The following is a 20445-nucleotide window of genomic DNA, read 5'->3' as shown; positions in this document are numbered from 1 at the left end:
GAATCAGCCCCAGCCCTTCATGAAATCAATGAACGCCCGCACCTTCAGCGGCAGGTGCCGGGTGTCCGGGTACAGCGCGTAAACCCCTTGTTGGGCGAAGCGAAAATCCGGCAACAAGCGCTGTAACCGCCCGGTGTCGAGGTCTTCCTGAATCAGCCATTGCGGCAGAATCGCCACGCCTTGCCCGGTCAGCGCAAAGGCACGCAGGGTCGCCGAGTTGTCGGCGACGATGGCGGTTGTGCCCGGTTTAGGCTGGTAGAAATGCTCAGTGCCGGCCGGGTCGGTGACCGTCATTTCCGGCACTCGCCCATGTCCCAGCGTCGGCATCGACTCCAGCGCCGCCAGGTTTTCTACCGGCGTAAAACCCTCGACCAGCCCCGGCGCCGCCACGGCAAACACTTCGAACGTCGACAACTGCACCGCCCGCAGATTGGAGTCGTGCATGCGGCCCAGACGAATCGCCATGTCAAAGCGTTCGGAGATCAGATCGGCATGGGTCGAAGACGTGGACAGGTGGATATTCAGTTGCGGCTGCTGTTGTCGAAACACCTCCAGCGCCGGCACCACCTGAGCCAGGGCAAACTCCACGGTCGTGGTGATCCGAAGCGTGCCCTTGAGCTGTGAGTGCTCCGAGCGAGCCTCTTCGATGGCCAGCCGCGCTTCGTCGAGGGTGCGCAGACAACGTCGGTAAAAACGTTCACCGGCATCGGTCAGGGCCAGTTGCCGCGTGTTGCGGGTGAGCAAGGTAACGCCCAACTCTTCTTCCAGCCGCTTGAGGTTGAAGCTCACCACCGCCCGCGTCTGCCCCAACGTATCGGCGGCTGCGGTCAACGAACCGGCCTCGACCACGGCTTTGAAGGTATCGAATCGATCCAGGCTGACCATGTTCAGTACGTCCACTGTCAAAATAGTTTTGACAAACTAGCAGCCAAACCAGCGTATTTCTATCGCCGCGAGCGCCCTACCCTGCACGCTTCATCACAGGGAAGCTGCCATGGCCTATCGCTCGAAAGTCGCGCTGGTGTATCTGTTGGGGTTTGCCCTCGACCTGCTGAACATGTTCGCCGCCAACATCGCCTACCCCGATATCGCGGCGCAGTTGCACGCTTCGGTGACGCAACTGGCGTGGATCACCAACGCCTACATGCTCGGGCTGACGCTGATCATTCCGATGAGCGTGTGGCTGGCTGCACGGGTGGGCGAGCGGCGGTTGATCCTTGGTTCGTTGCTGGTGTTCGGGATCGCCTCCGGGCTCATCGCTCAGGCGAGTTCGATTGAAAGCCTGATCGGCTGGCGACTGCTGCAAGGACTCGGTGGCGGGTTGCTGCTGCCGGTCGGTCAGGCGCTGGCCTATCGAGAGTTTCCGGCGACACAGCGTGCGCACTTCACCGGTGTGGTTCTGCTGGTGGCGCTGATGGTGCCGGCGCTGTCACCGGCAGCGGGTGGCTTGATCGTTGAAGCGTTGTCGTGGCGCTGGATTTTCTACCTGAACCTGCCGGTGGCGCTTTTCGCTTTCGGATTGGGCGTGCTCTGGCTGAAACCTGATCAGGCAACGAGTGAACGCCCGACACTGGATGCTCGTGGCCTGTTGCTGGCGGTGTCGACCCTGAGTCTGTTGTTGATGGCCGTCAGTCTGGCAAGCGCTCCAGCAACCCGTCACCTCGCGGGCGGTGTCCTGCTGCTCTGCGTCATCACGTTGTGGATCTACCTGCGCGATGGCTGGAATAAACCGGGTGCAGTCCTTGATCTTCAACTGATCAAGAACCCGTCACTGCGCCTGGCGATGCTGATCTATCTGTTCGTGCCCGGCATCTTTACCGGCACCAACATGATTGCCGTGTTGTACCTGCATGACCTCGGTTTCGGTGCAGCAAAAACCGGGTCGCTGATGCTGTCCTGGGCGGCCGCCTCGGGCGTGGCGATCATGCTGGGCAAACGCAGTTTCAACCGGATCGGCCCCAAACCGTTGCTGACCGCCGGCATGCTGTTGCAATGCCTTGGCATTGTCGTACTGATGCAGATCGACCAGCCCGCCAGCGGCCCGTTGATCCTCGCCTACGCCCTGATGGGGCTGGGCGGCAGTCTGTGCAGCGTCACTGCGCAGACCCTCGCGTTTGTCGGCATCACGCCGGAAAAAATGGGCCACTCCAGCGCCCTGTGGAATATCAACCGTCAGCTCGGCTTCTGCCTCGGCGCGGCGCTGCTCAGCTCGTTGCTGGGCGCGTTGGGCGCCAACGGTTTCCAATACTGCTTTCTCGCCGCCGCGTTGCTGACGCTGTTGCCGATGGTCGCCGTGCTGCGCTTCGACTCCACGACAGTGCTCGCACTGCTGAACTCACCTGCCCTTAAGGACATCCCTTTCAAGGTCTTTTCGTTTTAGCGGCCTTGATTACCCGGTCCGTTGAAACATGTGCATGCACCGCAGTGCCTTGCACCCATGTTTTGGGTTTAGGCACCTTGGGGCCCCGTGGACTTTTCGCAACTTGTTTGGGTTGGATGTTTCTGGCCAGTTCCAACAAGCGCTGGGCCAGTTTTTCCAGAGGTATGACGGGAAAATATTCCAGGGGCAGCGCGATTTGCAGGCCTTCATAACCACTCCGGACCTGAACCGCCAAGTGATAGGTTGAGGCTTCCCAGCCGTCAGGCTGAGTATCCTGATGGGCTTGCTCGACGCTTCGCTTGAGTACGGCCAGGACGTTGTAGGCCAATACCGCGGTAGCGAACCCGAGCAATGCAGCCTTTGGACTACCAAGGGTTTCGATTTCGCTTTCCAGGATTGCTTCCAGTCGCTGGAACATGCCTTCTATGCTCCAGCGACGGCGATAGAGTTCCGCGATCTGCTGTGCGCTGATGCTTTCAGGCAGGTTGCTCCAGAACATCAAGCTGCTGTCACCCGAGTCCGTTGGCGAGTGAAGCGTCAGTTCAACACGCCGACACTGGTAACCGCCTCTGACCTGAATAATCTGCTCACGCACAGTGCCCGTGTTTACAGGCACTGGTTCTTGCCAATGCCCCTCTTGAATCAGGCGTGGATGCTTGGCTTGTTGACGAATGACAAAGGAGGTTTTGACCTGCTCGCAAGCCTCCATGACCGGGAGCGTGCAATAGAGTCGATCGGCCAGCCACACCTGGCCCGGCTCGGCATCGGCCAAGAGAGGCAACACGCAAACACGCTCGCTTGCGTAGGCATCCTCGCACGCCTGCAGGTCGATGACCTGGTCCAGGTCGGGGTCGTAGACAACCACCGAGAAACCGGGTCGAGCGGCACCACGCTCGTGGCGTAAAGCCCCCAGTCGTTTCTCGGTGGATGCCAAGTGATTACCGTCTACCACCCGGACCTGCCACTCCGGCAGCATCTGCGTGCAACCCAACTCCTTGATGGTTGGAGCCAGGCGCTGCGCACAGCCCGTGACCAGTGCGCGCAACAGAGCTGGCTCGGTACGACTGATCTTGTCGTAGAGCGCCGCCAGACTGACAGGAAGATCTTCCAGTTGCCGCGCGGCGGCGTGCAGGGAAGGCTTCAAGCCCAATGAAACAAGGGACATCAGCTTGATAATGGTCGAGAACAACAGCTCACGAGAATACTGCCGTTGCCGATGTTCTTCGAAGACCTGATCAACCCACTCAGGGGCAATAGCGTGCTCCAGTGCCAATTTGGCCATAACGCTGGCAGGTGCTTTTTTCTCGAACCTCGCTAAAACCTCTGCCCACATCGCTTCGTCGTCCTGACTGAATTTTTGGGGCATTTTAACCAAAGACCTTGAAAGGGATGGCCCTTAAGGAGAAATCCACATGACTGACTACACCGCCTATTTTGACGAAGTGATTCAGGCTCACGAGGCCATCGAACGATGGTTTGCCGTGGAGCAAGACGAGGCCGTACTCGAGCGATTGCTGACGCGCTTTTCGCCACGGTTTTCCATGGTGACGCCGCTGGGGCGCCTGCTGGATCTCGAGGCACTAGGTGGGTTGTTTCAAATGGCGGGCGGCAAGAGGAGCGGGTTCAGGATCGAACTCGGAGAGCTTTGCGGGATTGCCTTGCATGAACGCGGTGCGACGGTGAGTTATCGCGAGCTGCAGACCGATGCGAATGGGTTGCACACGGATCGGCGTTCAACCGTGGTGTTTGAAAAAACCGAATCCGGGCGAGTGATCTGGCGTCATCTGCATGAGACGTTTTACCAGGACTGACACCGCCCGGTCATGACGAGGGAACCTGCTCCCTCGCCAACGGGTTACTCGACAGTATCCTGCTTCACAACAACGGTGCAGGTAATCCCCGCCGCCAGCAGCACACCTTCCGGCACTTCATCGATGTGAATCCGCACCGGCACCCGCTGGGCCAGACGTACCCAGTTGAAGGTCGGGTTCACATCGGCGATCAGCTCGCGGCTCTCCGGGTTATCGCGGTCATAGATGCCGCGGGAAATGCTCTCCACGTGGCCCTTGAGGACTTCGCCGCTCATCAGTTGCATGTCGGCTTTGTCACCGACGCGCACGTGAGGCAGTTTGGTTTCTTCGAAGAAGCCGTAGACCCAGAACGAGTTCATGTCGACCACGGCCATTTTCGCTTCGCCGATGCGCGCGTAGTCGCCGCGATGGACGTTGAGGTTGGTCACATAACCGTCCACCGCCGCGCGCACTTCAGTGCGTTTGAGGTTGAGTTCGGCGGCTTCCAGTTGCGCCTGGGCCTGTTGGTAATCGGCCAGTGCCGAGTCGGCGATGTTGCTGGCGTCGTCGCGGTTTTCCTTGGAGATCACCAATGCGTCCATGTCAGCGCGGCGATGAGCGTTGACCCTGCGCATTTCCCACGTGGCCTTGCGTGAAGCCACCAGCGACTGCGCCTGCTTCACCGCGAGGCGATAGTGCTCGGGGTCAATCTGCATCAGCAGGTCACCCTTCTTCACCAATTGGTTGTCACGTACCGGCACGTCGACCACTTCACCGGTGACGTCGGCGGCAACGTTGATGATGTCGGCGCGCACCCGACCGTCGCGGGTCCACGGGGTGTTCATGTAGTGCTCCCACAATGTGCGGCCGATCCACAACGCCAGGGCCAGCACCAGCAGGGTCGCGAGCAGGCTGAAAAACTTTTTCATCAGAATGTTCTCAACGGTAGACAGTCAGCGCCATCGCGCCGAACAGACAGGTAAACAGGCTCAAACGCAGCAGCGCCGGGTGCCAGAAAAAGCGATACAGATCGAACCCCGACAGGAACCGGTCCAGCGCCCAGGCCAGTGCCGCAGCAACGAAAAACATCAGGGTCATGGTCGGCATGTACACGCCGTGGAAGGCGATTTCACGAGGCATGGGCAAGTCCTTCGGGCTTGGCGATGGCATGGGCGGCGAGTGGCGATTGCGGGTCTAGCAACGAGGTGCGGATGAAATGCAGGTAGCTTTTCACCCGCCGCAGCGCCGAGGTGTCGAAGTGCGGCGCGAACGGCTCGTCGGTGGCAGCGACACGGCTGATCGCGTGATCAACCGCGACCAGTGCGCGTTCCAGATTGCTCGAATTCGGTTGCAGGAACAGCCGCACCAGCGAGCGCCCCATGACCCGGATTGCCTGGCGCCACGGCTGGGATTCGGCATAGGCCGGATGCACCGGCAGGATCGCCTGCTCCTTGCGCAACTCGATGATCGCGTGGCCGACTTCCAGCACCACGAACATCCAGCGCAGCAGGTTTTTCTGCACCAGCGGCTGACCGGCCGCGAGACCGTAAGCCTGATGCATCAGGTCGCGGGTACGGCTTTCGAAACTCGACGCCAGGCCCTTGAGCTTGCCGCTGATCGCGTACACCACTTGCCCGCGCAGGTCCTGTTCCAGGCGCTGCCACAACCAGCGGCTGTTCGGCGGCAGAATGATCGCCCCCGCCGCGGCGCAAACAAGCATGCCCATGACCATGGCGATATAGTCGTTGATGAAGGTGTAGGGGTTGTAGATCGTCAGGTTGTCCGGCACCGAACCGGTGCTGAAAAAGATCAGCAGACCCAGGCCGACACCGGCGTACTGCGGCCGCGAGGCGAGGAACGAGCCGAGCACGATCACCGGCGCGAGCATCACGCACAGCAGCGGGAAACCGTCGATCCACGGGAAGATGAAAAACATCTCGACGAAGCCGATCAGCGCCCCGAGGAACGTGCCGCAGGCCATCTGGAACGCCATGCGTTTCGGGTTCGGCGTCGCCGCCGACAGGCCCACGGTGGCGGCGGCGATCAGGGTCATGGTCGCGCCGCTCGGCCACGCGGTGGCGACCCAGTAACTGCCGAGCACGACCAGGATGAACGTGGCACGAATCCCCGAAGCTGCTGCGGCCCACCAACTGGTCTGCGGGGTGAACGGCTCGTCCCAGCGCTCGCGTTCGTGGCTGTGATCGGCCAGCGAGGCGTGGGTCTGTGCATAACCGTGCAGGTCATCGACGAAGCGATAAAGCAGTTCATACGCCGTGTGGAAATCCAGCAGCTCGGCCTCGCTCGGACCGCTCTCCTGGAAGGCCGCCCGCAGACTGCGCACCCGCGTCGGCAAGCCTTCCTTGTATGCCGCCAGCGCCGTCACCAGACGCGCCGCATCCGGGCTGGTCAGGGCACGGCCGCTGAAGCCGTCAAGCACTTCGGCCAGATCCTGCAAACCCGGTTTGATCGCCGCCACGACATGCTCTTCGTCATTGACGCGCAGGCGTTCAAGCAACTGGTGCAAGGCGTTGAAGCGGGTGGTGATGCCCATGAATTCGCTGTTCAAACGACTGAGCCGACCGTTACGCCGACGCATGTGCGGGTCTTCGAACACGGTCACGCTGCGCAGCCCTTCCAGCCCCACCGCTTCGGCGATGAAGCGCACGTTGCTGGCCTCGAACGCCTCCGGTTTGCTGCGCCCGCGCAGGCCATCGGTGACGAACAGCGCGAACACACCGAAGCGCTGATACAAGGCATTGCGCATCGCCGCACTGGCGGTCTGCGGCAGGATCGCGGCGCTGACCAGGGTCGAGCAGAGAATCCCCAGCGAGATTTCCAGCACTCGCCATACCGCCGCCATGAACGCGCCATCGGGGTGGGCAAGCGCCGGCAGGCCGACCATCGCGGCGGTGTACCCGGCCAGCACAAAACCGTAGGCGCGGAAGTTGCGACAACGGGCGGCGCCGGCCGAGCAGATACCGACCCAGATCGCCAACGAGCCAAGGAACAGTTCGGTGTTCTGGGCGAACAGCGAAATCAGCGTGACCATCATCGCCGACCCGGCCAGGGTGCCGAGGAAGCGATAGAAACTCTTGGCGAACACCTGACCGCTCTGCGGCTGCATGACGATGAACACGGTGATCATCGCCGTACGAGGTTGCGGCAGTTCCAGGCGCATCGCCAGCCACAGGGTCAGGAACGCGGCGATCAACACCTTGAAGATGTAGACCCAGGTCACGCCGTCGCTGCGCGCCCAGTCGAAGAAACCCCGGCGCCATTCCAGGGAGTAGAGCCAGCGCAAAGGTGCGGGCAAGGGAGTCATTAAGGCTTGCTCAGTGGTCGAGGGCTTGAAGAAGGGCCGGGGTTTTCGGTGCGGCGGTCTGCTCAGCGGTCGGCACGTCTTTACCCGCGCCAAGACCGCCACCCAACGCCGTCACCAATTCCGCATGGGCACTCAAGCGCGCCGCCTGCACCTGCTGCTGAACCTGTTGCTGTTTGAACAGCAAGGTCTGGGCGTTCAGCACGTTGAGGTAATCGGTGAGGCCGCGTTGGTAGGCGATCATCGCGATGTCGTAGGTCTTCTGCGCGGTGGCCACGGACTCGGCGGCGAAGGTCTGCTGCTTGTCCATCGACTCGCGGCGGATCAACTGGTCGGAGATGTTCTTCAACGCATTGACCAGGGTCTGGTTGTAATGCGCGACGGCGATGTCATAACCCGCCGACGCTTCACCGAGTTCGGCACGCAGTCGCCCGCCATCGAAGATCGGCAGCGAGATCGCCGGCCCGACGTTGTAGTTGAGCTTCTTGCCGGTCAAAAACTCCAGCGCCCCGCCGCCGGTGGCCATGTAGCCGAGGCTGCCGACCAGATCGACGTTGGGGTAGAACCCGGCATGCGCGACATCGATCCCGCGCGCCTGGGCCGCCACTTGCCAGCGACTGGCGACCACGTCCGGACGCTGACCGAGCAATTCGGCGGGCAATGCCGACGGCAATTTCAGCGCCGCGCCGAGGGACAGGGTCGGACGCTGCAACTGCGCGCCGGCGCCCGGCCCTTTGCCGGCCAATGCCGCGATCTGGTTGCGGCTCAGGGCGATTTCTTCGTCCAGTGCATCCAGTTGCCGATGGGTTTCCGGCAGCGGCGTTTCAGCCTGACTGACTTCGAAGTGCGTGCCGATGCCGCCGTTCAGGCGTTTCTGCGCCAGTTCGAGAATCTGTTGTTGTTGCTTGAGCGTCGCCGCGACGATGTCGCGCTGGGCGTAATGCAGCGACAGTTCGATGTAGGCACGCACGATGTTGTTCTGCAACTCGAGCTGCGCCTGACGCGCCTCGGCAGCGCTCATGTGCGCGAGGTCCACCGCACGTTCGGTGCTGTTGCTTTCACGGCCCCAGAGGTCGAGGGCGTAACTGAAACCCAGCGCGGCGTTGTTGTCCCAGGTCGTGGTATTGGCCAGCTCGCCGGGACCGTAGAACTGGTCGGTCGGCCAGTTGTGGCGCTTGAGGGTCGACTCGCCATTGATCTGCAACGACTCGGCGGATTCGGCGACACCGGCCATGGACCGGGCCTGACGCACTCGCGCAGCGGCCATGGCCAGGGTCGGGCTGCCCTGTACGGCCAGGTCGATCCAGCGATTGAGTTGGGGGTCGCCGTAGGCTTGCCACCACTGCGCGGTGGGCCAGTTTGCGTCACGGGCGGCGTGGGCGATGGCCTCGTCGGTGGCCAGTTCATTGGCCTCCAGAGCCTTGCCCTGCGGGGCAATCCCTCCGGTTCCGATGCAGCCGCTGAGACCTAACGAAATAGCCAGAACACTGAGCGGCAAAAGCGCTCTGTTGATGCGACGCGGCACTGCTGCGAATTCCTGAGGTGGGGGATGTTTCGAGGTGGGCGCAATTCTAGGGGGCGCCCTGAACGGCGATAAGCTGGGTTTTCTGCGAATCTTTGTTACGGTTAACGAGATAATCCCTTGGTCGGGGGTCTCAGCCCCTGAAACTTCGTGTCACAATTTGCCATCTCCCTTGAGAGCACCCCATGGACACTTTGCAAAACATGCGCGCCTTCAGTTGTGTGGCCGAAGCCGGCAGCTTCACCGCTGCCGCCGTGCAACTCGACACCACCACTGCCAACGTCTCGCGCGCGGTCTCCAACCTGGAAGCCCACCTGCAAACCCGCCTGCTGAACCGTACGACCCGGCGCATCGCGCTCACCGAGGCCGGCAAGCGCTACTTGCTGCGCTGCGAGCAGATCCTCGCCTACGTCGAAGAGGCCGAAGCCGAAGCCAGCGAAGCCCATGCCCGCCCGGCCGGTCAGTTGAAAGTGCACACCATGACCGGCATCGGCCAGCACTTCGTGATCGACGCCATCGCCCGCTACCGCAAGACCCACCCGGACGTGACCTTCGACCTGACCATGGCCAACCGCGTGCCGGACCTGCTGGACGAAGGCTACGACGTGTCCATCGTCCTGGCCCGCGAGCTGCCGGACTCGGGCTTCGTCTCGCAACGCCTGGGCATCACCTACAGCATCGTCTGCGCCTCCCCGGCCTACGTGAAAGCCAACGGTTGCGCACAGAAACCCAGCGACCTGCTGAACCACGCCTGCCTGCGCCTGGTAAGCCCGGTGATCCCCCTGGAAAAATGGGCCTTCGACGGCCCGGAAGGCCAGGAAATGGTCACCATCAACAGCTCACCCTTCCTGGTGAACTCCGCCGACGCGATGAAAACCGCGATCACCAGCGGGATGGGTGTCGGTGTATTGCCGGTGTATGCCGCGATCGAAGGCTTGCGCAACGGCTCGCTGGTGCGGGTGATGCCGAACTACCGCTCACAGGAACTGAACCTGTATGCGATCTACCCGTCGCGGCAGTATCTGGATGCGAAGATCAAGACCTGGGTCGAGTATCTGCGTGGGTCGTTGCCGGAGATTCTGGCGGGGCATCAGGCGGAATTGGCGGCTTATGAGATGAGTGGGAGTCTGGCGGGGGTTCGGGTTGCAAATTGAGTTGGTCCTCCTGAAATTGGTGTGATGTTGAGAGCGCCACCCCTCACCCTAACCCTCTCCCCGAGGAGAGGGGACTGACCGAGTTGTTTGGGAGAAGTACGCCGACGTGAGATACCGAATCGAACTCGAGTTAAAAGAACCACATTTCGCTTCTGCTTTGGCTTCCCACCACTCAACACAATGAGCGTTAGCTCGAGTACCGCTTTTGACTTGCCGGCCCCTTCGGCAGGCTGAGTGGAGGGATTCATCCGGGGGTGGGCGCAAAGCGCCGTTCGACGAAGTCGAACACACCGAGAGGAGGTGCAGCGAAGCAAACCGGAGGCGGTGCCCCCGGATGAGTCCCGGAACGAAGGAACCCCGAGCCTAGGCGAGGTGCCGAACGCCGGGGCCCAGCGTTTTGGTTACTTTTGGGCGTCTGCAAAAGTGACTCGCTGTAAGAGCGAAACCGCCAGCCGCAACACCCGCAGAAACGGATATTCACCCAAAACCCAAAAGCCTGGTCGGCCCAGAGGCCGCCAAGACAACCCCAAACAGAAAATGTTAGCTTGCTTGGCAATCACATCAGCCGCCCAGCCGAGCCCAAGCCAATGAAAAAAACAGTTTTGGCCTTCAGCCGCATCACCCCACCCATGATCGAACGCCTGCAACAGGACTTCGACGTCATCGTCCCCAACCCGAAAAATGGCGACATCAACGCCCAGTTCAACGAAGCCCTGCCCCACGCCCACGGCCTGATCGGCGTCGGTCGCAAACTCGGCAAGGCCCAACTGGAAAACGCCGCGAAACTTGAAGTGGTCTCCAGCGTCTCCGTCGGCTACGACAACTACGACCTCGCCTACTTCAACGAACGCGGGATCATGCTCACCAACACTCCGGACGTGCTGACCGAAAGCACCGCGGACCTGGCCTTCGCCCTGATCATGAGCAGCGCCCGCCGCGTCGCCGAACTGGACGCCTGGACCAAGGCCGGCCAGTGGCAAGCCAGCGTCGGCGCACCGCTGTTCGGCTGCGACGTGCACGGCAAGACCCTGGGCATCGTCGGCATGGGCAACATCGGCGCCGCCGTAGCCCGTCGCGGACGTTTCGGTTTCAACATGCCGATTATCTACAGCGGCAACAGCCGCAAGACCGGACTGGAGCAAGAACTCGGCGCAAAATTTCGCAGCCTCGATCAGTTGCTGGCCGAAGCCGATTTCGTCTGCCTGGTGGTGCCACTCAGCGACAAGACCCGTCATCTGATCAGCCATCGCGAACTGGCGCTGATGAAGCCGGGCGCGATTCTGGTGAACATCTCCCGCGGCCCGGTAGTCGACGAACCGGCCTTGATCGAGGCGTTGCAGAACAACCGCATTCGCGGCGCCGGCCTCGACGTCTACGAGAAAGAACCGCTGGCCGAATCGCCGCTGTTCCAGTTGAAAAACGCTGTGACCCTGCCGCACATTGGATCGGCGACGAATGAAACCCGTGAAGCCATGGCAAATCGGGCGATGACCAATCTGCGCAGTGCACTGCTCGGCGAACGGCCGCAGGATCTGGTTAATCCGCAAGTCTGGAAAGACTGATGACCCACGGGGCTGGAGCACTGTTTCCCGGCCCCGTCTGTCTTGAACCTGTTTTCTAAAATTGCCTGAAGTTATTCACCACCCTTTTAAACTACACAACTTGAAAACGACTCTTCGCCCCCCCCCTTAGACTCTCTATAGAATCCCGCGAACCATCTGCCAACGGACAGATACTATTCACGGAGAATCAACAAATGACTGGCCTTAAAACCTCCCAACTTATTCGAAGAAGTAAAGTTGCAATCGTTTTCATGGTAGGCATGCTGGGCGCGCTGATTGTTTTCAGCAACGCCACCGATTACGACTCGAACTACATTTACCTTGGCCATATCCTGAGCATGGATACGACAGGCAGCCATTTGATGTACCGCTCGATCAACTCGGAAATGATGCATCACCGGATCTACTGGATGATCATGACACTGGAGACCATATTTACTTCAGCCTGCCTGCTGGGAGGCTATCAACTTGCAAAGAATATAAACGCATCAGACGAGCAGTTTCATGAAGCAAAGAAATATGCCGTGCTTGGGTTTCTCGTGGCGTTGTTTGTTTATTACTTCTGCCTGCAAGTCATTGGCAATGAATGGTTCGACATGGATCAGTCAAAAGACTGGAATGCCATGAAGTGGGCACAAAGCATTGTCGACTTTCTGTTACCGGCACTTATATTTCTGGTATTGAAAGTCGACAGTTGAACATTCAGTATTCAATGTGCAGGTTTGGCGACCATTTCAATAACAGGTTTGGGTTTGCGAAACACCAACACATTGCCCAACATCACCAGCAACAAACCCGCCAATGCCGGCGCCGTCCATTGATAGCCTTCGGCAAACGCCGATACGTTCAGCGCCACTACCGGGAACAGCACCGTGCAGTAGGCCGCGCGTTCCGGCCCCATGCGACCGACCAGCGTCAGGTACGCGGTGAAACCGATCACCGAACCGGGGATGACCAGGTACAGCAGAGCGCCGATGTAGCGAGACGTCCATTCCATCTCGAACGGAATGCCTTTGACCAGGCACCACACCGACAGCATCGCCGCGCCGTAGGCCATGCCCCAGGCGTTGGTGGTCAGCGGCTTGAGGCCGGCCTTCTGTTGCAGGCTCGACAACATGTTGCCCGCCGAGAAACACAGGGTGCCGCAGAGCGCCAGACCGAGACCCAGCAGGGTTTGCGGGCTGGCGTGATGCCCGGCCAGTTCCGGCCAGAACAACAGGCCAAGGCCACACAACCCCAGCGCTCCGCCCATCAACACATTGCGCGCAATACGCTGGCCGAAGAACACCCGTGCATTCAGCGCGTTCCACAAGGTCGCGGTGGAAAACACCACCGCCACCAGACCGCTGGGGATCCATTGGCTGGCGGTCAGGAAACACATGAAGTTGACGCAGAACAGGCATAAGCCCTGCGCCACGCAGATCAGATGCCCGCGCCGGTTCATCGGTTGCAGACGGCGGCTGAGCAGCAACAGCGCAAACAACACCAGCGCGGCAAGGCCGAAGCGATAGACGATCGACACCGGAATCGCGACCACGCCCAGTTGCCACTTCAGGGCGATCCAGGTGGTGCCCCAAATCAGTACGGTCAACAAATACAACGACAGGTTCATGGCAGACACTCCTTGATTGGGTTTCAGTGTCCGCCTGCGCCATCCGCTCACGCTTGCATAAACTTGCGCTTTTATCGGCGCGCAGGCTGGCAGCGCGAAATCTACGGAGTAGGATGCAAGGCGTTGAAGAGAACCGACTGACCATGGCCGCCATCGATACCCTGCAAGTCTTTCAAGCGTTGAACAGCTCGCCGAACGCACGTCTTGTGCACAGCGCCGAGCTGGGTGACGGCTTGTCTGCCGCTTTGTGGACCAACCACCACGATGCGCAGGATTATGAAGCGCCGAGTCATCACACCCTGTCCTGCTACATCGCCGGCGGCACCGGTACATTCCGTCGCGATCAACCCGGGCAGAAAGGCGGGCCGGACAAGCTCTGTATCCTGCCGGCCGATCACGAGTCGGGCTGGGTGATCAACGGCGATATCCGTCTGGCCCACCTGTATTTCAGCGCCGAACAATTTGCCTTGGGTTGCGTCACGCTGCTGGATCGCGAGCCCCGGGAAATGCAGTTGCGCGAACAGACCTTCCTCGAAGACCCACAACAAGCACAACGCTTCCGGCAGTTGCTTACGCTGAATTGGGACGAACCCGCCGAACGTTTGCTGACCAGCAGCCTTGCCCATGAACTGATCAGCCATACCCTGCTCAGTCAGGTCGGCGTGCGTCAGGGTCTGCGCTTGAAGGGCGGACTGGCGCCGCATCAACGCCGGCAGCTGGTGGAGTTCATCGACAGCCAACTGGCCGAGCCGATCAGCCTCGGGCAACTGGCGGGGTTGTGTGCGTTGTCGGAATACCACTTTGCGCGGATGTTCCGGGTGAGCTTCGGCCTGCCGCCGCATCAATATGTGCTGGCGCGGCGCTTGAGCCGGGCGCGGGAGTTGTTGCGGGGAACGGCGTTGCCGTTGGGGGAAATTGCCCTGGCGTGCGGGTTTGCCAGTGCCAGCCACTTCACCAACCGCTTTCGTCAGGTGCTGGGTGGAACGCCCGGCGAGTATCGCCAGGCGTTTTTACGCTGATCAGAACTCCAGCGTGCTCGACAACGAAATCTGCCGCGAATCACCCATCGACACAAAGAACCGGCTCGCCGCCGAGGTGTAGTAGGTGCGGTCGAACAGGTTCTTCACGTTGAGCTGGAACTTGACCTTCTGCCCTTCCACCTTGGTGTCGTAAGTGGCGAACGCATCGGCCACGGTGTAGCTCGGCAGCTCGAAATCATTCACCGCGTTACCCGCCCGCTCACCGACATACCGCGCGCCCGCGCCGACCCGCAGTTGATCGCCGCCGATCACGCTGCCGAAGTCGTAGACCGCCGACAGCGAGCCGGTGTTCTTCGCCACGTTCTGCAGCTTGTTGCCTTTGTAGTCCGGATCTTCGGTGACCTCGGCATCGGTGTAGGCGTAGCTGCCGATCATGCTCCAGCGGTCGCTGAGCTGGCCGGTCAGGTCCACTTCCAGACCACGGGAACGCACTTCACCGGCAGCGCTGTAAATCGTGGTCGGGCCTTCGGCGTTGGCCACCAGCACGTTGCGTTTCTTGATGTCGAACAGGGCGATGTTGCCGGTAACACGGCCCGGAATATCGAGGCGTGCGCCCAGCTCCCAGGACTTGGCTTCTTCCGGCGCGATGCTGCCGTCGAGCACGGTGCTGCTGCCGCTCAACGGGGCGATGGTGGAGTTCGGCTTGAACGACTCGGTGTAACTGCCGTAGAACGACAGCGCGTCGGTGTAGCGATACACGAGACCGGCGCGGGGCACCCATTTCTGACCGTTGCTGTCGGTGTTGGCCTTGAACGGCACGCCTTTGCCGGCGTACTGGTCGTACTCCTGGAAGCGTCCGCCGGCCACCAGAATCCACTGGTCGTTGAGGTGGATCGAGTCCTGCAGGAATACCGAGTCGCTGCGCAGCAGATCGGTCTGCGCACTGTCAGCCGGGCTGACGGTGGAGCCGGCAACTTCACGACCGTACACCGGATTGACGTAGCTGAAGGTGCTCAGGCTTTTCTGGCGAATCAAGTCGGCGCGGTAGATCTTGCGGTACTCGTCGTCGACGCCGAACACCAGGTCATGCTGCATGCCCAGCACGTTGACCTTGCCTTCGAGGCTGGCGGTGGTGAAACGGTCGGTGCTGATCGCGCCCTGAGTGCCGTCCATGCTGCGGGTCAGGGTGCCTTTTTTGGTGTCGATGGCGGTTACGCGGACCTGGCTGGCGTCGTAGGTCTCGCGGTTCCAGCTGTAGCCGAAGTGAGCTTTCCAGTCGTCGTTGAGTTCATGGTCGGCCTCGAAGTGGTAGAGGTCCGAACGCCCTTCCATGTCGTTGAATTTCTCGTCGAGACGCTCGTTGCGCGAGATGTCCAGCGGATGGTTGGTGCGTGGGTCGATCAGGGTGCCACGGTCGAACGGCGTCAGGAATTCCCGATGCTCGTATGCGAACAACAGCTTGGTGCGCTCGCCGTACCAGGCCAGCGACGGCGCGATCAGGCTTTCACGGTGGGTACCGAAATTGCGCCAGTAATCTTCGTCTTCATGATCCAGCACCATGCGATAGGCCAGGCCGGAATCCCCCAGCGCACCGGTGCTGTCGAAGGAGCCACCGCTACCGTTCTTGCCATCGCCGTAGGTCGAGCCACGCAACGTCAAGGCGTTGTACTGGGTCAGTTCAGGCTTCTTGCTGACCATGTTGACCACGCCGCCCGGGTCCTGAATCCCGTACAGCAGCGAAGCCGGGCCCTTGAGCACTTCGACGCGATCCACGGTGGCGTTCATGCCGCGGCCCTGCACCACCGGCATGCCGTCGCGCATGATCGAGCCGTTGCGGTTGTCGCCGAAGCCGCGGGTCATCACCGAATCCTGGGTGCTGCCCAGCGTGTTGCCCTGGGTGATGCCGCTGACGTTGGCCAGTGCATCATCGAGATTGCGCGGCGCCTGGTCGCGAATGACCTGGGCCGGGATCACGTTGACGGTCTGCGGGATTTCCTGAAGCGAGGCCGAGGAACGCATCACCGAACTGGTTTCCGGCGGCTGGTAACTCATCGGTTGGTCGATGACCGAGGTGATGTTCGTCGCGCCGAGGTTCAGCGCACCTGCGGTCGGTTGTGGTTCGAGGGCCAGGGTATGGCTGTCGGTGCGGCGGAAGGTCAGGCCGGAACCGGTGAGCAATCGTTGCAGTGCCTGTTCGGCACTCATCTGCCCGCTGACCGCCGGTGCATTGAGGCCGTAAGGCGCTTCGACGGTGTAGACCACGCTCTGGCCGGTCACGCGACTGAAATCGCTCAAAGCCTGCGGCAGCGGTTTGGCAGCCAGGGAAAAACTGAACTGTTTCTGTGGCTGGCTGCTGTTGCTTTCAGCGGCCTGCGCCACGCTCATCGGCAGCAACGCCAACGCCGCAAAACTCAGCGCCGAGGCGCCGAACCACTGTTTGACCGAACCCGATTTTGCCCTGGACTTCATTGCTCATGACCTGTGTAGAACCGCAACGGATGCGAATGACTCGCAGTTTCAGTCACTACACGGATGGCGTCGGGATTTACCTCACCACAAATCTGAAAATATTTTCAGCGCAGGATAATCAGCTTGCCCAACACCTGATGCTGCTCGAATCCCAGAACCCCTTGCAGCGAATTCAACACCGCTTGCGGATCCTTGCTCGGAAAGCTTCCGCTGACCTTGCGCGCGCCGAGTTCATCATTGAGCAACATGATCCGTCCCGGGTAATAACGCCGCAGATCCTGCACCACATCCGCCAGTGTCGACTTGTAGTAAGTCAGCCAGCCCTGACGCCAGGCCAGTTGCGCTTCGCTGTCCACGGCGTGCAGTTTTTGCGCTGAACCTTCGCCATACGCCACTTGCTGGCCGGCGGTGAGAACCTGTTGTTCGGCGTCTCTTGCCGCCGTTACACCGACGCGTCCGGACAACACGGTGACCTGGGCACCATGAGGTTGCAGGCGCACTTCGAACTGCGTGCCGAGCACCCGCGCCTGGCCCTTTTCAGCCTCGACCACGAACGGCTCGCCGGTGTGGGTCACGCTGAAAAATCCGGCGCCCCGACGCAGTTGAACATGCCGCTCGCCGTGACTGAAATCCACGGCGATGGCGCTGTCGGCGTCCAATGTCACTTGCGATTGATCGGCGAGGGTCACCGTGCGGATCTCACCCGGTGCCGAAACATAATCGGCACCCAGATCGTCGATCCAGCGCTGCGGCTGCCAACCGGTGCCGAGGCTGATCATCAACAACAGACAGGCCGCCATCGCCAGCACCCCGGCCCAGCGCCGGACCTGCGGACGGCGCGGCCGGTCCATCGCATTCAGGTAACCCTGCAAGGCGAACGCTTCTTCATCGGCCAGTGTGCGGGCCGGCCCTTCGCTCAATTCCCAGATGACTTGCGCCTGGGCGTAAGCCTCGGCGTGGGCGGGATCGGCATGCAGCCATTGGCTGAAGGTCAGTTGATCACCGGTGCTGGGGCGGTCGTGCAACAGGCTCAGCCAGGCAAATGCCGCCTGCTCCTGAGCGGGCGTCGGCGTGACGCGGTCGGTGTGATTCACGGTGCTTTCCCTGGCAGGCGTAGCGCGGGTTCGCGCAGGCTGGCCTTGCAGGCCTCGAGGGCGCGCATCATATGTTTTTCCACAGCGCTTTGGGACAGGCCCATGGCTTTGGCGATCTCGGCGTACTTGCGCCCGTGGATGCGATTGAGCAAAAAGATCTGCCGCGTGCGCTCGGGCAATGCGCGCAACGCCGCCTCGACGTGGCGCAGATCATTGCCTGCTTCTAGGGCGGCTTGTGGTTCGCTGGCGCTGCTGTCCGGTTCATCCGGCTGCCAGCCTTCGTTGACCCGCACTCGCGTGCCTTCGCTGCGCAAATGATCGATGGCGATGTTGCCGGCACAACGCAACAGGTAGGTACTGAGTTCTTCGACCTGCACCAGCGGCCGGCGCCAGAAACGCAAGAACAGATCCTGCACCAGGTCCGCCGCGGTTGCCCTACAGCCGACGCGGCGGTTCACCAAAGCTTCCATTTGCGAGCGCTGGGACAAAAACACCTGCAGAAAATGCGCACGGGCGCCGTGGGGTTCGTCGTCGCGGGACTCGGGCGGATGGCTGATCAGCATGTCAGTTCAAGAACCCTGCGACAGAGAGCGGCAGCGGGCCAGTCATTGCCTGCGTTAAACCCTCTTTCATGCGTAACCCAGACCTCGGGCAGCGCCGGAGATGGTCGCCAGAATCACGCTCGGCACCAGCAAGCCGACCCACGCCGACCATGCGCTGCGACAGGCGAAACACCAGAGCACCGCCACCAGATAGACCAGGAACGAAACGGTCATGCCGGTGACGACCGCTTCGGCGCGGTTCAGCGGCAACCAGAGGGTCAGCGTGACACTGGCCAGCGCCGCGACCAGATAGCCGCCAAACACCGCTGCGAGCACCCGCGACGTGACGGCCAGACGGTAGGACATGGGGAGTTCGGCGAGTTTGGCTTTCATGTTTCGGCCCTGAAACGGTTAACGCCCGGCCAACGAGCCGAGACGACAGATGAGCGATATTAATGATAAATATTCTCATACGCAAAAGAGTCTGATTGCCGGCATGCATTTGCAGCCCTACAATGCGAACCATTCTTGTTCTCTAACGCATCCGCATGCGCCCGGAGTGATGCCGTTGTCGTCCGCCCATCCCGTCGAATCGCTGTACCAGGCCCATCACAGCTGGCTCACCGGCTGGCTGCGGCGCAAGCTCGGCTGCCCGGACAGCGCCGCCGATCTGGCCCAGGACACCTTCATCCGGGTGCTGACCGCCCGCGAGCCGCCGGTGATCATCGAGCCGCGCGCGTTCCTCACCACTCTGGCCAAGCGCGTGCTGTTCAACCATTACCGCCGCCAGGACCTGGAGCGCGCCTACCTCGACACTCTCGCGCAGATGCCGGAAGTCGTCGCGCCTTCGGAAGAAGAGAAAGCGATCATTCTGCAAACCCTGATGGAGCTGGACCAGTTGCTCGACGGCCTGCCGCGCGCAGTCAAACGTGCCTTTCTGCTGGCGCAGGTGGATGGCCTGACCTATCCACAGATCGCCACTGAACTGGGCATCTCCGTAGCCACGGTCAAACGTCATCTGAACAGGGCAGCGATGCGCTGCTACTTCGCCCTGTGAACCCGCCGATGGATTTTTCCGCGCAGGTCGCCGAGCAGGCTGTGCACTGGCTGCTGGAAATGCAGCAGGGCCCGTTGAATCCGCGCCAGCAACAAGCCTGGCAGCAATGGATCGACGCCCACAGCGAACACCGCCGCGCCTGGGAACACATGCAGCGGGTCAATTCGCGGTTGCGCGGATTGTCGTCACCACTGGCCCATGCCGCGTTGAGCGCGCCGAAGTCCGGCAGCCGGCGTCAGGCGCTGAAGTTGTTGCTGATTCTCGGCGCTGGCTCGGCAGTCACTTGGGGGATGCGCGAGCACAATCCGTTGCCATCGCTGCTGGCCGATTACCGCAGCCCGATCGGTCAGCGCCGCAAGATATCGCTAGGCGCCGGCGGCCAATTGCAGCTCAACACCGCGAGTGCGGCGGATGTCCGGGGCGACGGTCTGATCCGCCTGCTCGAAGGCGAAATGCTGCTGACCGCCACTCAATCCTTCGAAGTGCAAACCGCCCAAGGCCTGCTGAAAACCCAAGGGGCACGGATCAACGTGCGGCAGTTTGCCGATCGTACGCAGATCGCACTGTTTGAAGGTCGGGTCGAGTTGAGCACAAATGGTCGCGCACCGATGTTGCTGCCGGTCGCACGGCAATTGAGTTTCAGCGCCACCTCTGTCGGCGAAGCCAAACCGCTGGACGCCAACAGCGGCGCCTGGGCCGACGGCATGCTGGTGGCCGCGCACATGCGCCTGGGTGACTTCCTCGACGAACTCGGCCGCTACCGTCGCGGGCAGCTCCATTGCGATGCAAAAGTCGCAGACTTGCTGATCTCCGGGACTTACCCACTGGACGACAGCGAGCGGATTCTCGACCTGCTGGAAATCAGCCTGCCGGTAAAAGTGAAGCGGTTTACCCGCTATTGGGTGACGGTCGAAGCCAGGGTTTGATCAACCGCAAAAAATAAATGAGCCGTTTTTCAGATCTG

19 protein-coding genes are annotated in these 20445 nt (G+C 61.2%); 8 read left to right on the top strand and 11 right to left on the bottom strand.

From position 1 onward, the window contains the following. Window positions 1–3: 3 nt before the first annotated feature. The gene (locus IF189_RS04960; RefSeq protein ID WP_134825551.1) at window positions 4–885 is read right to left on the bottom strand and encodes a LysR family transcriptional regulator; all 882 of its coding nucleotides are present in this window, start codon (window positions 883–885) and stop codon (window positions 4–6) included. 109 nt (window positions 886–994) lie between these two features. Between IF189_RS04960 and IF189_RS04955 the strand changes: the two genes are divergently transcribed. Then, window positions 995–2380 (top strand): MFS transporter, encoded by a 1386-nt coding sequence (locus IF189_RS04955; RefSeq protein ID WP_192552921.1) that lies wholly within the window; start codon window positions 995–997, stop codon window positions 2378–2380. On the opposite strand, the gene IF189_RS04950 is transcribed toward IF189_RS04955, so the two are convergent. Continuing rightward, entirely contained in the window at window positions 2361–3662 is a 1302-nt protein-coding gene (locus tag IF189_RS04950) for an IS4 family transposase (RefSeq protein ID WP_134828704.1), read from the bottom strand. The genes IF189_RS04955 and IF189_RS04950 overlap by 20 nt on opposite strands. A 130-nt stretch (window positions 3663–3792) precedes the next feature. Between IF189_RS04950 and IF189_RS04945 the strand changes: the two genes are divergently transcribed. After that, complete coding sequence (locus IF189_RS04945) at window positions 3793–4191, top strand: DUF4440 domain-containing protein (RefSeq protein ID WP_192552920.1); 399 nt, start codon at window positions 3793–3795, stop codon at window positions 4189–4191. 44 nt (window positions 4192–4235) lie between these two features. On the opposite strand, the gene IF189_RS04940 is transcribed toward IF189_RS04945, so the two are convergent. From IF189_RS04940 to IF189_RS04925, 4 genes are read right to left on the bottom strand one after another with little or no spacing between them, the layout of a single operon-like run. Next, window positions 4236–5099, bottom strand: a complete 864-nt coding sequence (locus IF189_RS04940) for an HlyD family secretion protein (RefSeq protein ID WP_134825548.1) — start codon at window positions 5097–5099, stop codon at window positions 4236–4238. A gap of 10 nt (window positions 5100–5109) precedes the next feature. After that, window positions 5110–5310: a DUF1656 domain-containing protein gene (locus IF189_RS04935; RefSeq protein WP_003221811.1), complete on the bottom strand. Its 201-nt coding sequence runs from the start codon at window positions 5308–5310 to the stop codon at window positions 5110–5112. Beyond that, window positions 5300–7492 carry an FUSC family protein gene (locus IF189_RS04930; RefSeq protein ID WP_134825547.1) on the bottom strand — a complete coding sequence of 731 codons (2193 nt, stop codon included), beginning with the start codon at window positions 7490–7492 and terminating at the stop codon, window positions 5300–5302. Before IF189_RS04930 ends, IF189_RS04935 begins: the two co-directional genes overlap by 11 nt. A 10-nt stretch (window positions 7493–7502) precedes the next feature. Further along, window positions 7503–9014, bottom strand: coding sequence for an efflux transporter outer membrane subunit (locus tag IF189_RS04925; RefSeq protein WP_134825546.1), 1512 nt, complete (start codon window positions 9012–9014; stop codon window positions 7503–7505). 182 nt (window positions 9015–9196) lie between these two features. Between IF189_RS04925 and IF189_RS04920 the strand changes: the two genes are divergently transcribed. From IF189_RS04920 to IF189_RS04910, 3 genes are all read left to right on the top strand, one after another. Beyond that, window positions 9197–10165 (top strand): LysR family transcriptional regulator, encoded by a 969-nt coding sequence (locus tag IF189_RS04920; RefSeq protein ID WP_085711718.1) that lies wholly within the window; start codon window positions 9197–9199, stop codon window positions 10163–10165. Window positions 10166–10752: 587 nt separating this feature from the next. Beyond that, window positions 10753–11727 (top strand): 2-hydroxyacid dehydrogenase, encoded by a 975-nt coding sequence (locus IF189_RS04915; RefSeq protein WP_134825544.1) that lies wholly within the window; start codon window positions 10753–10755, stop codon window positions 11725–11727. Between the two features lie 194 nt (window positions 11728–11921). Beyond that, a complete protein-coding gene (locus IF189_RS04910; protein WP_192552919.1) occupies window positions 11922–12425 on the top strand; it encodes a DUF2165 domain-containing protein in 504 nt (167 codons plus the stop codon). Window positions 12426–12436: 11 nt separating this feature from the next. Here IF189_RS04910 and IF189_RS04905 read toward each other — a convergent pair whose 3' ends face one another. Continuing rightward, window positions 12437–13339 (bottom strand): DMT family transporter, encoded by a 903-nt coding sequence (locus IF189_RS04905; protein WP_134825542.1) that lies wholly within the window; start codon window positions 13337–13339, stop codon window positions 12437–12439. Window positions 13340–13482: 143 nt separating this feature from the next. Between IF189_RS04905 and IF189_RS04900 the strand changes: the two genes are divergently transcribed. Further along, complete coding sequence (locus IF189_RS04900) at window positions 13483–14358, top strand: AraC family transcriptional regulator (protein WP_114886593.1); 876 nt, start codon at window positions 13483–13485, stop codon at window positions 14356–14358. Here IF189_RS04900 and IF189_RS04895 read toward each other — a convergent pair whose 3' ends face one another. The 4 genes from IF189_RS04895 to IF189_RS04880 all read right to left on the bottom strand — a co-directional run bounded on the left by IF189_RS04895 (window position 14359) and on the right by IF189_RS04880 (window position 18817). After that, window positions 14359–16788, bottom strand: coding sequence for a TonB-dependent siderophore receptor (locus tag IF189_RS04895; protein WP_192552918.1), 2430 nt, complete (start codon window positions 16786–16788; stop codon window positions 14359–14361). It lies immediately after the preceding gene. Between the two features lie 104 nt (window positions 16789–16892). Beyond that, window positions 16893–17882, bottom strand: a complete 990-nt coding sequence (locus IF189_RS04890; protein WP_192552917.1) for a FecR family protein — start codon at window positions 17880–17882, stop codon at window positions 16893–16895. Continuing rightward, window positions 17879–18445 (bottom strand): RNA polymerase sigma factor, encoded by a 567-nt coding sequence (locus tag IF189_RS04885; RefSeq protein ID WP_134825538.1) that lies wholly within the window; start codon window positions 18443–18445, stop codon window positions 17879–17881. The genes IF189_RS04890 and IF189_RS04885 overlap by 4 nt, the downstream gene beginning before the upstream one ends. A 66-nt stretch (window positions 18446–18511) precedes the next feature. Beyond that, window positions 18512–18817: a DUF3649 domain-containing protein gene (locus IF189_RS04880; RefSeq protein WP_134825537.1), complete on the bottom strand. Its 306-nt coding sequence runs from the start codon at window positions 18815–18817 to the stop codon at window positions 18512–18514. A 175-nt stretch (window positions 18818–18992) separates the two neighbouring features. On the opposite strand from IF189_RS04880, the gene IF189_RS04875 reads away from it, so the two are divergent. Further along, window positions 18993–19481, top strand: a complete 489-nt coding sequence (locus tag IF189_RS04875) for a sigma-70 family RNA polymerase sigma factor (RefSeq protein WP_192553557.1) — start codon at window positions 18993–18995, stop codon at window positions 19479–19481. Beyond that, the gene (locus tag IF189_RS04870; protein ID WP_192552916.1) at window positions 19478–20407 is read left to right on the top strand and encodes a DUF4880 domain-containing protein; all 930 of its coding nucleotides are present in this window, start codon (window positions 19478–19480) and stop codon (window positions 20405–20407) included. Before IF189_RS04875 ends, IF189_RS04870 begins: the two co-directional genes overlap by 4 nt. Window positions 20408–20445 lie beyond the last annotated feature (38 nt).

Origin of the sequence: Pseudomonas sp. IzPS59, assembly GCF_014863505.1 — a bacterium.
GTDB classification, from domain to species: domain Bacteria; phylum Pseudomonadota; class Gammaproteobacteria; order Pseudomonadales; family Pseudomonadaceae; genus Aquipseudomonas; species Aquipseudomonas kribbensis.
This window is presented reverse-complemented; position numbering and strand designations above follow the sequence as displayed.

Coding starts and splice junctions, on each gene's coding strand:
- IF189_RS04885 (WP_134825538.1), bottom strand. CDS start 18,445: ATGCTGATCAGCCATCCGCCCGAGTCCCGCGACGACGAACCCCACGGC.
- IF189_RS04930 (WP_134825547.1), bottom strand. CDS start 7,492: ATGACTCCCTTGCCCGCACCTTTGCGCTGGCTCTACTCCCTGGAATGG.
- IF189_RS04880 (WP_134825537.1), bottom strand. CDS start 18,817: ATGAAAGCCAAACTCGCCGAACTCCCCATGTCCTACCGTCTGGCCGTC.
- IF189_RS04935 (WP_003221811.1), bottom strand. CDS start 5,310: ATGCCTCGTGAAATCGCCTTCCACGGCGTGTACATGCCGACCATGACC.
- IF189_RS04905 (WP_134825542.1), bottom strand. CDS start 13,339: ATGAACCTGTCGTTGTATTTGTTGACCGTACTGATTTGGGGCACCACC.
- IF189_RS04945 (WP_192552920.1), top strand. CDS start 3,793: ATGACTGACTACACCGCCTATTTTGACGAAGTGATTCAGGCTCACGAG.
- IF189_RS04955 (WP_192552921.1), top strand. CDS start 995: ATGGCCTATCGCTCGAAAGTCGCGCTGGTGTATCTGTTGGGGTTTGCC.
- IF189_RS04940 (WP_134825548.1), bottom strand. CDS start 5,099: ATGAAAAAGTTTTTCAGCCTGCTCGCGACCCTGCTGGTGCTGGCCCTG.
- IF189_RS04920 (WP_085711718.1), top strand. CDS start 9,197: ATGGACACTTTGCAAAACATGCGCGCCTTCAGTTGTGTGGCCGAAGCC.
- IF189_RS04915 (WP_134825544.1), top strand. CDS start 10,753: ATGAAAAAAACAGTTTTGGCCTTCAGCCGCATCACCCCACCCATGATC.
- IF189_RS04900 (WP_114886593.1), top strand. CDS start 13,483: ATGGCCGCCATCGATACCCTGCAAGTCTTTCAAGCGTTGAACAGCTCG.
- IF189_RS04910 (WP_192552919.1), top strand. CDS start 11,922: ATGACTGGCCTTAAAACCTCCCAACTTATTCGAAGAAGTAAAGTTGCA.
- IF189_RS04960 (WP_134825551.1), bottom strand. CDS start 885: ATGGTCAGCCTGGATCGATTCGATACCTTCAAAGCCGTGGTCGAGGCC.
- IF189_RS04950 (WP_134828704.1), bottom strand. CDS start 3,662: ATGGCCAAATTGGCACTGGAGCACGCTATTGCCCCTGAGTGGGTTGAT.
- IF189_RS04895 (WP_192552918.1), bottom strand. CDS start 16,788: ATGAAGTCCAGGGCAAAATCGGGTTCGGTCAAACAGTGGTTCGGCGCC.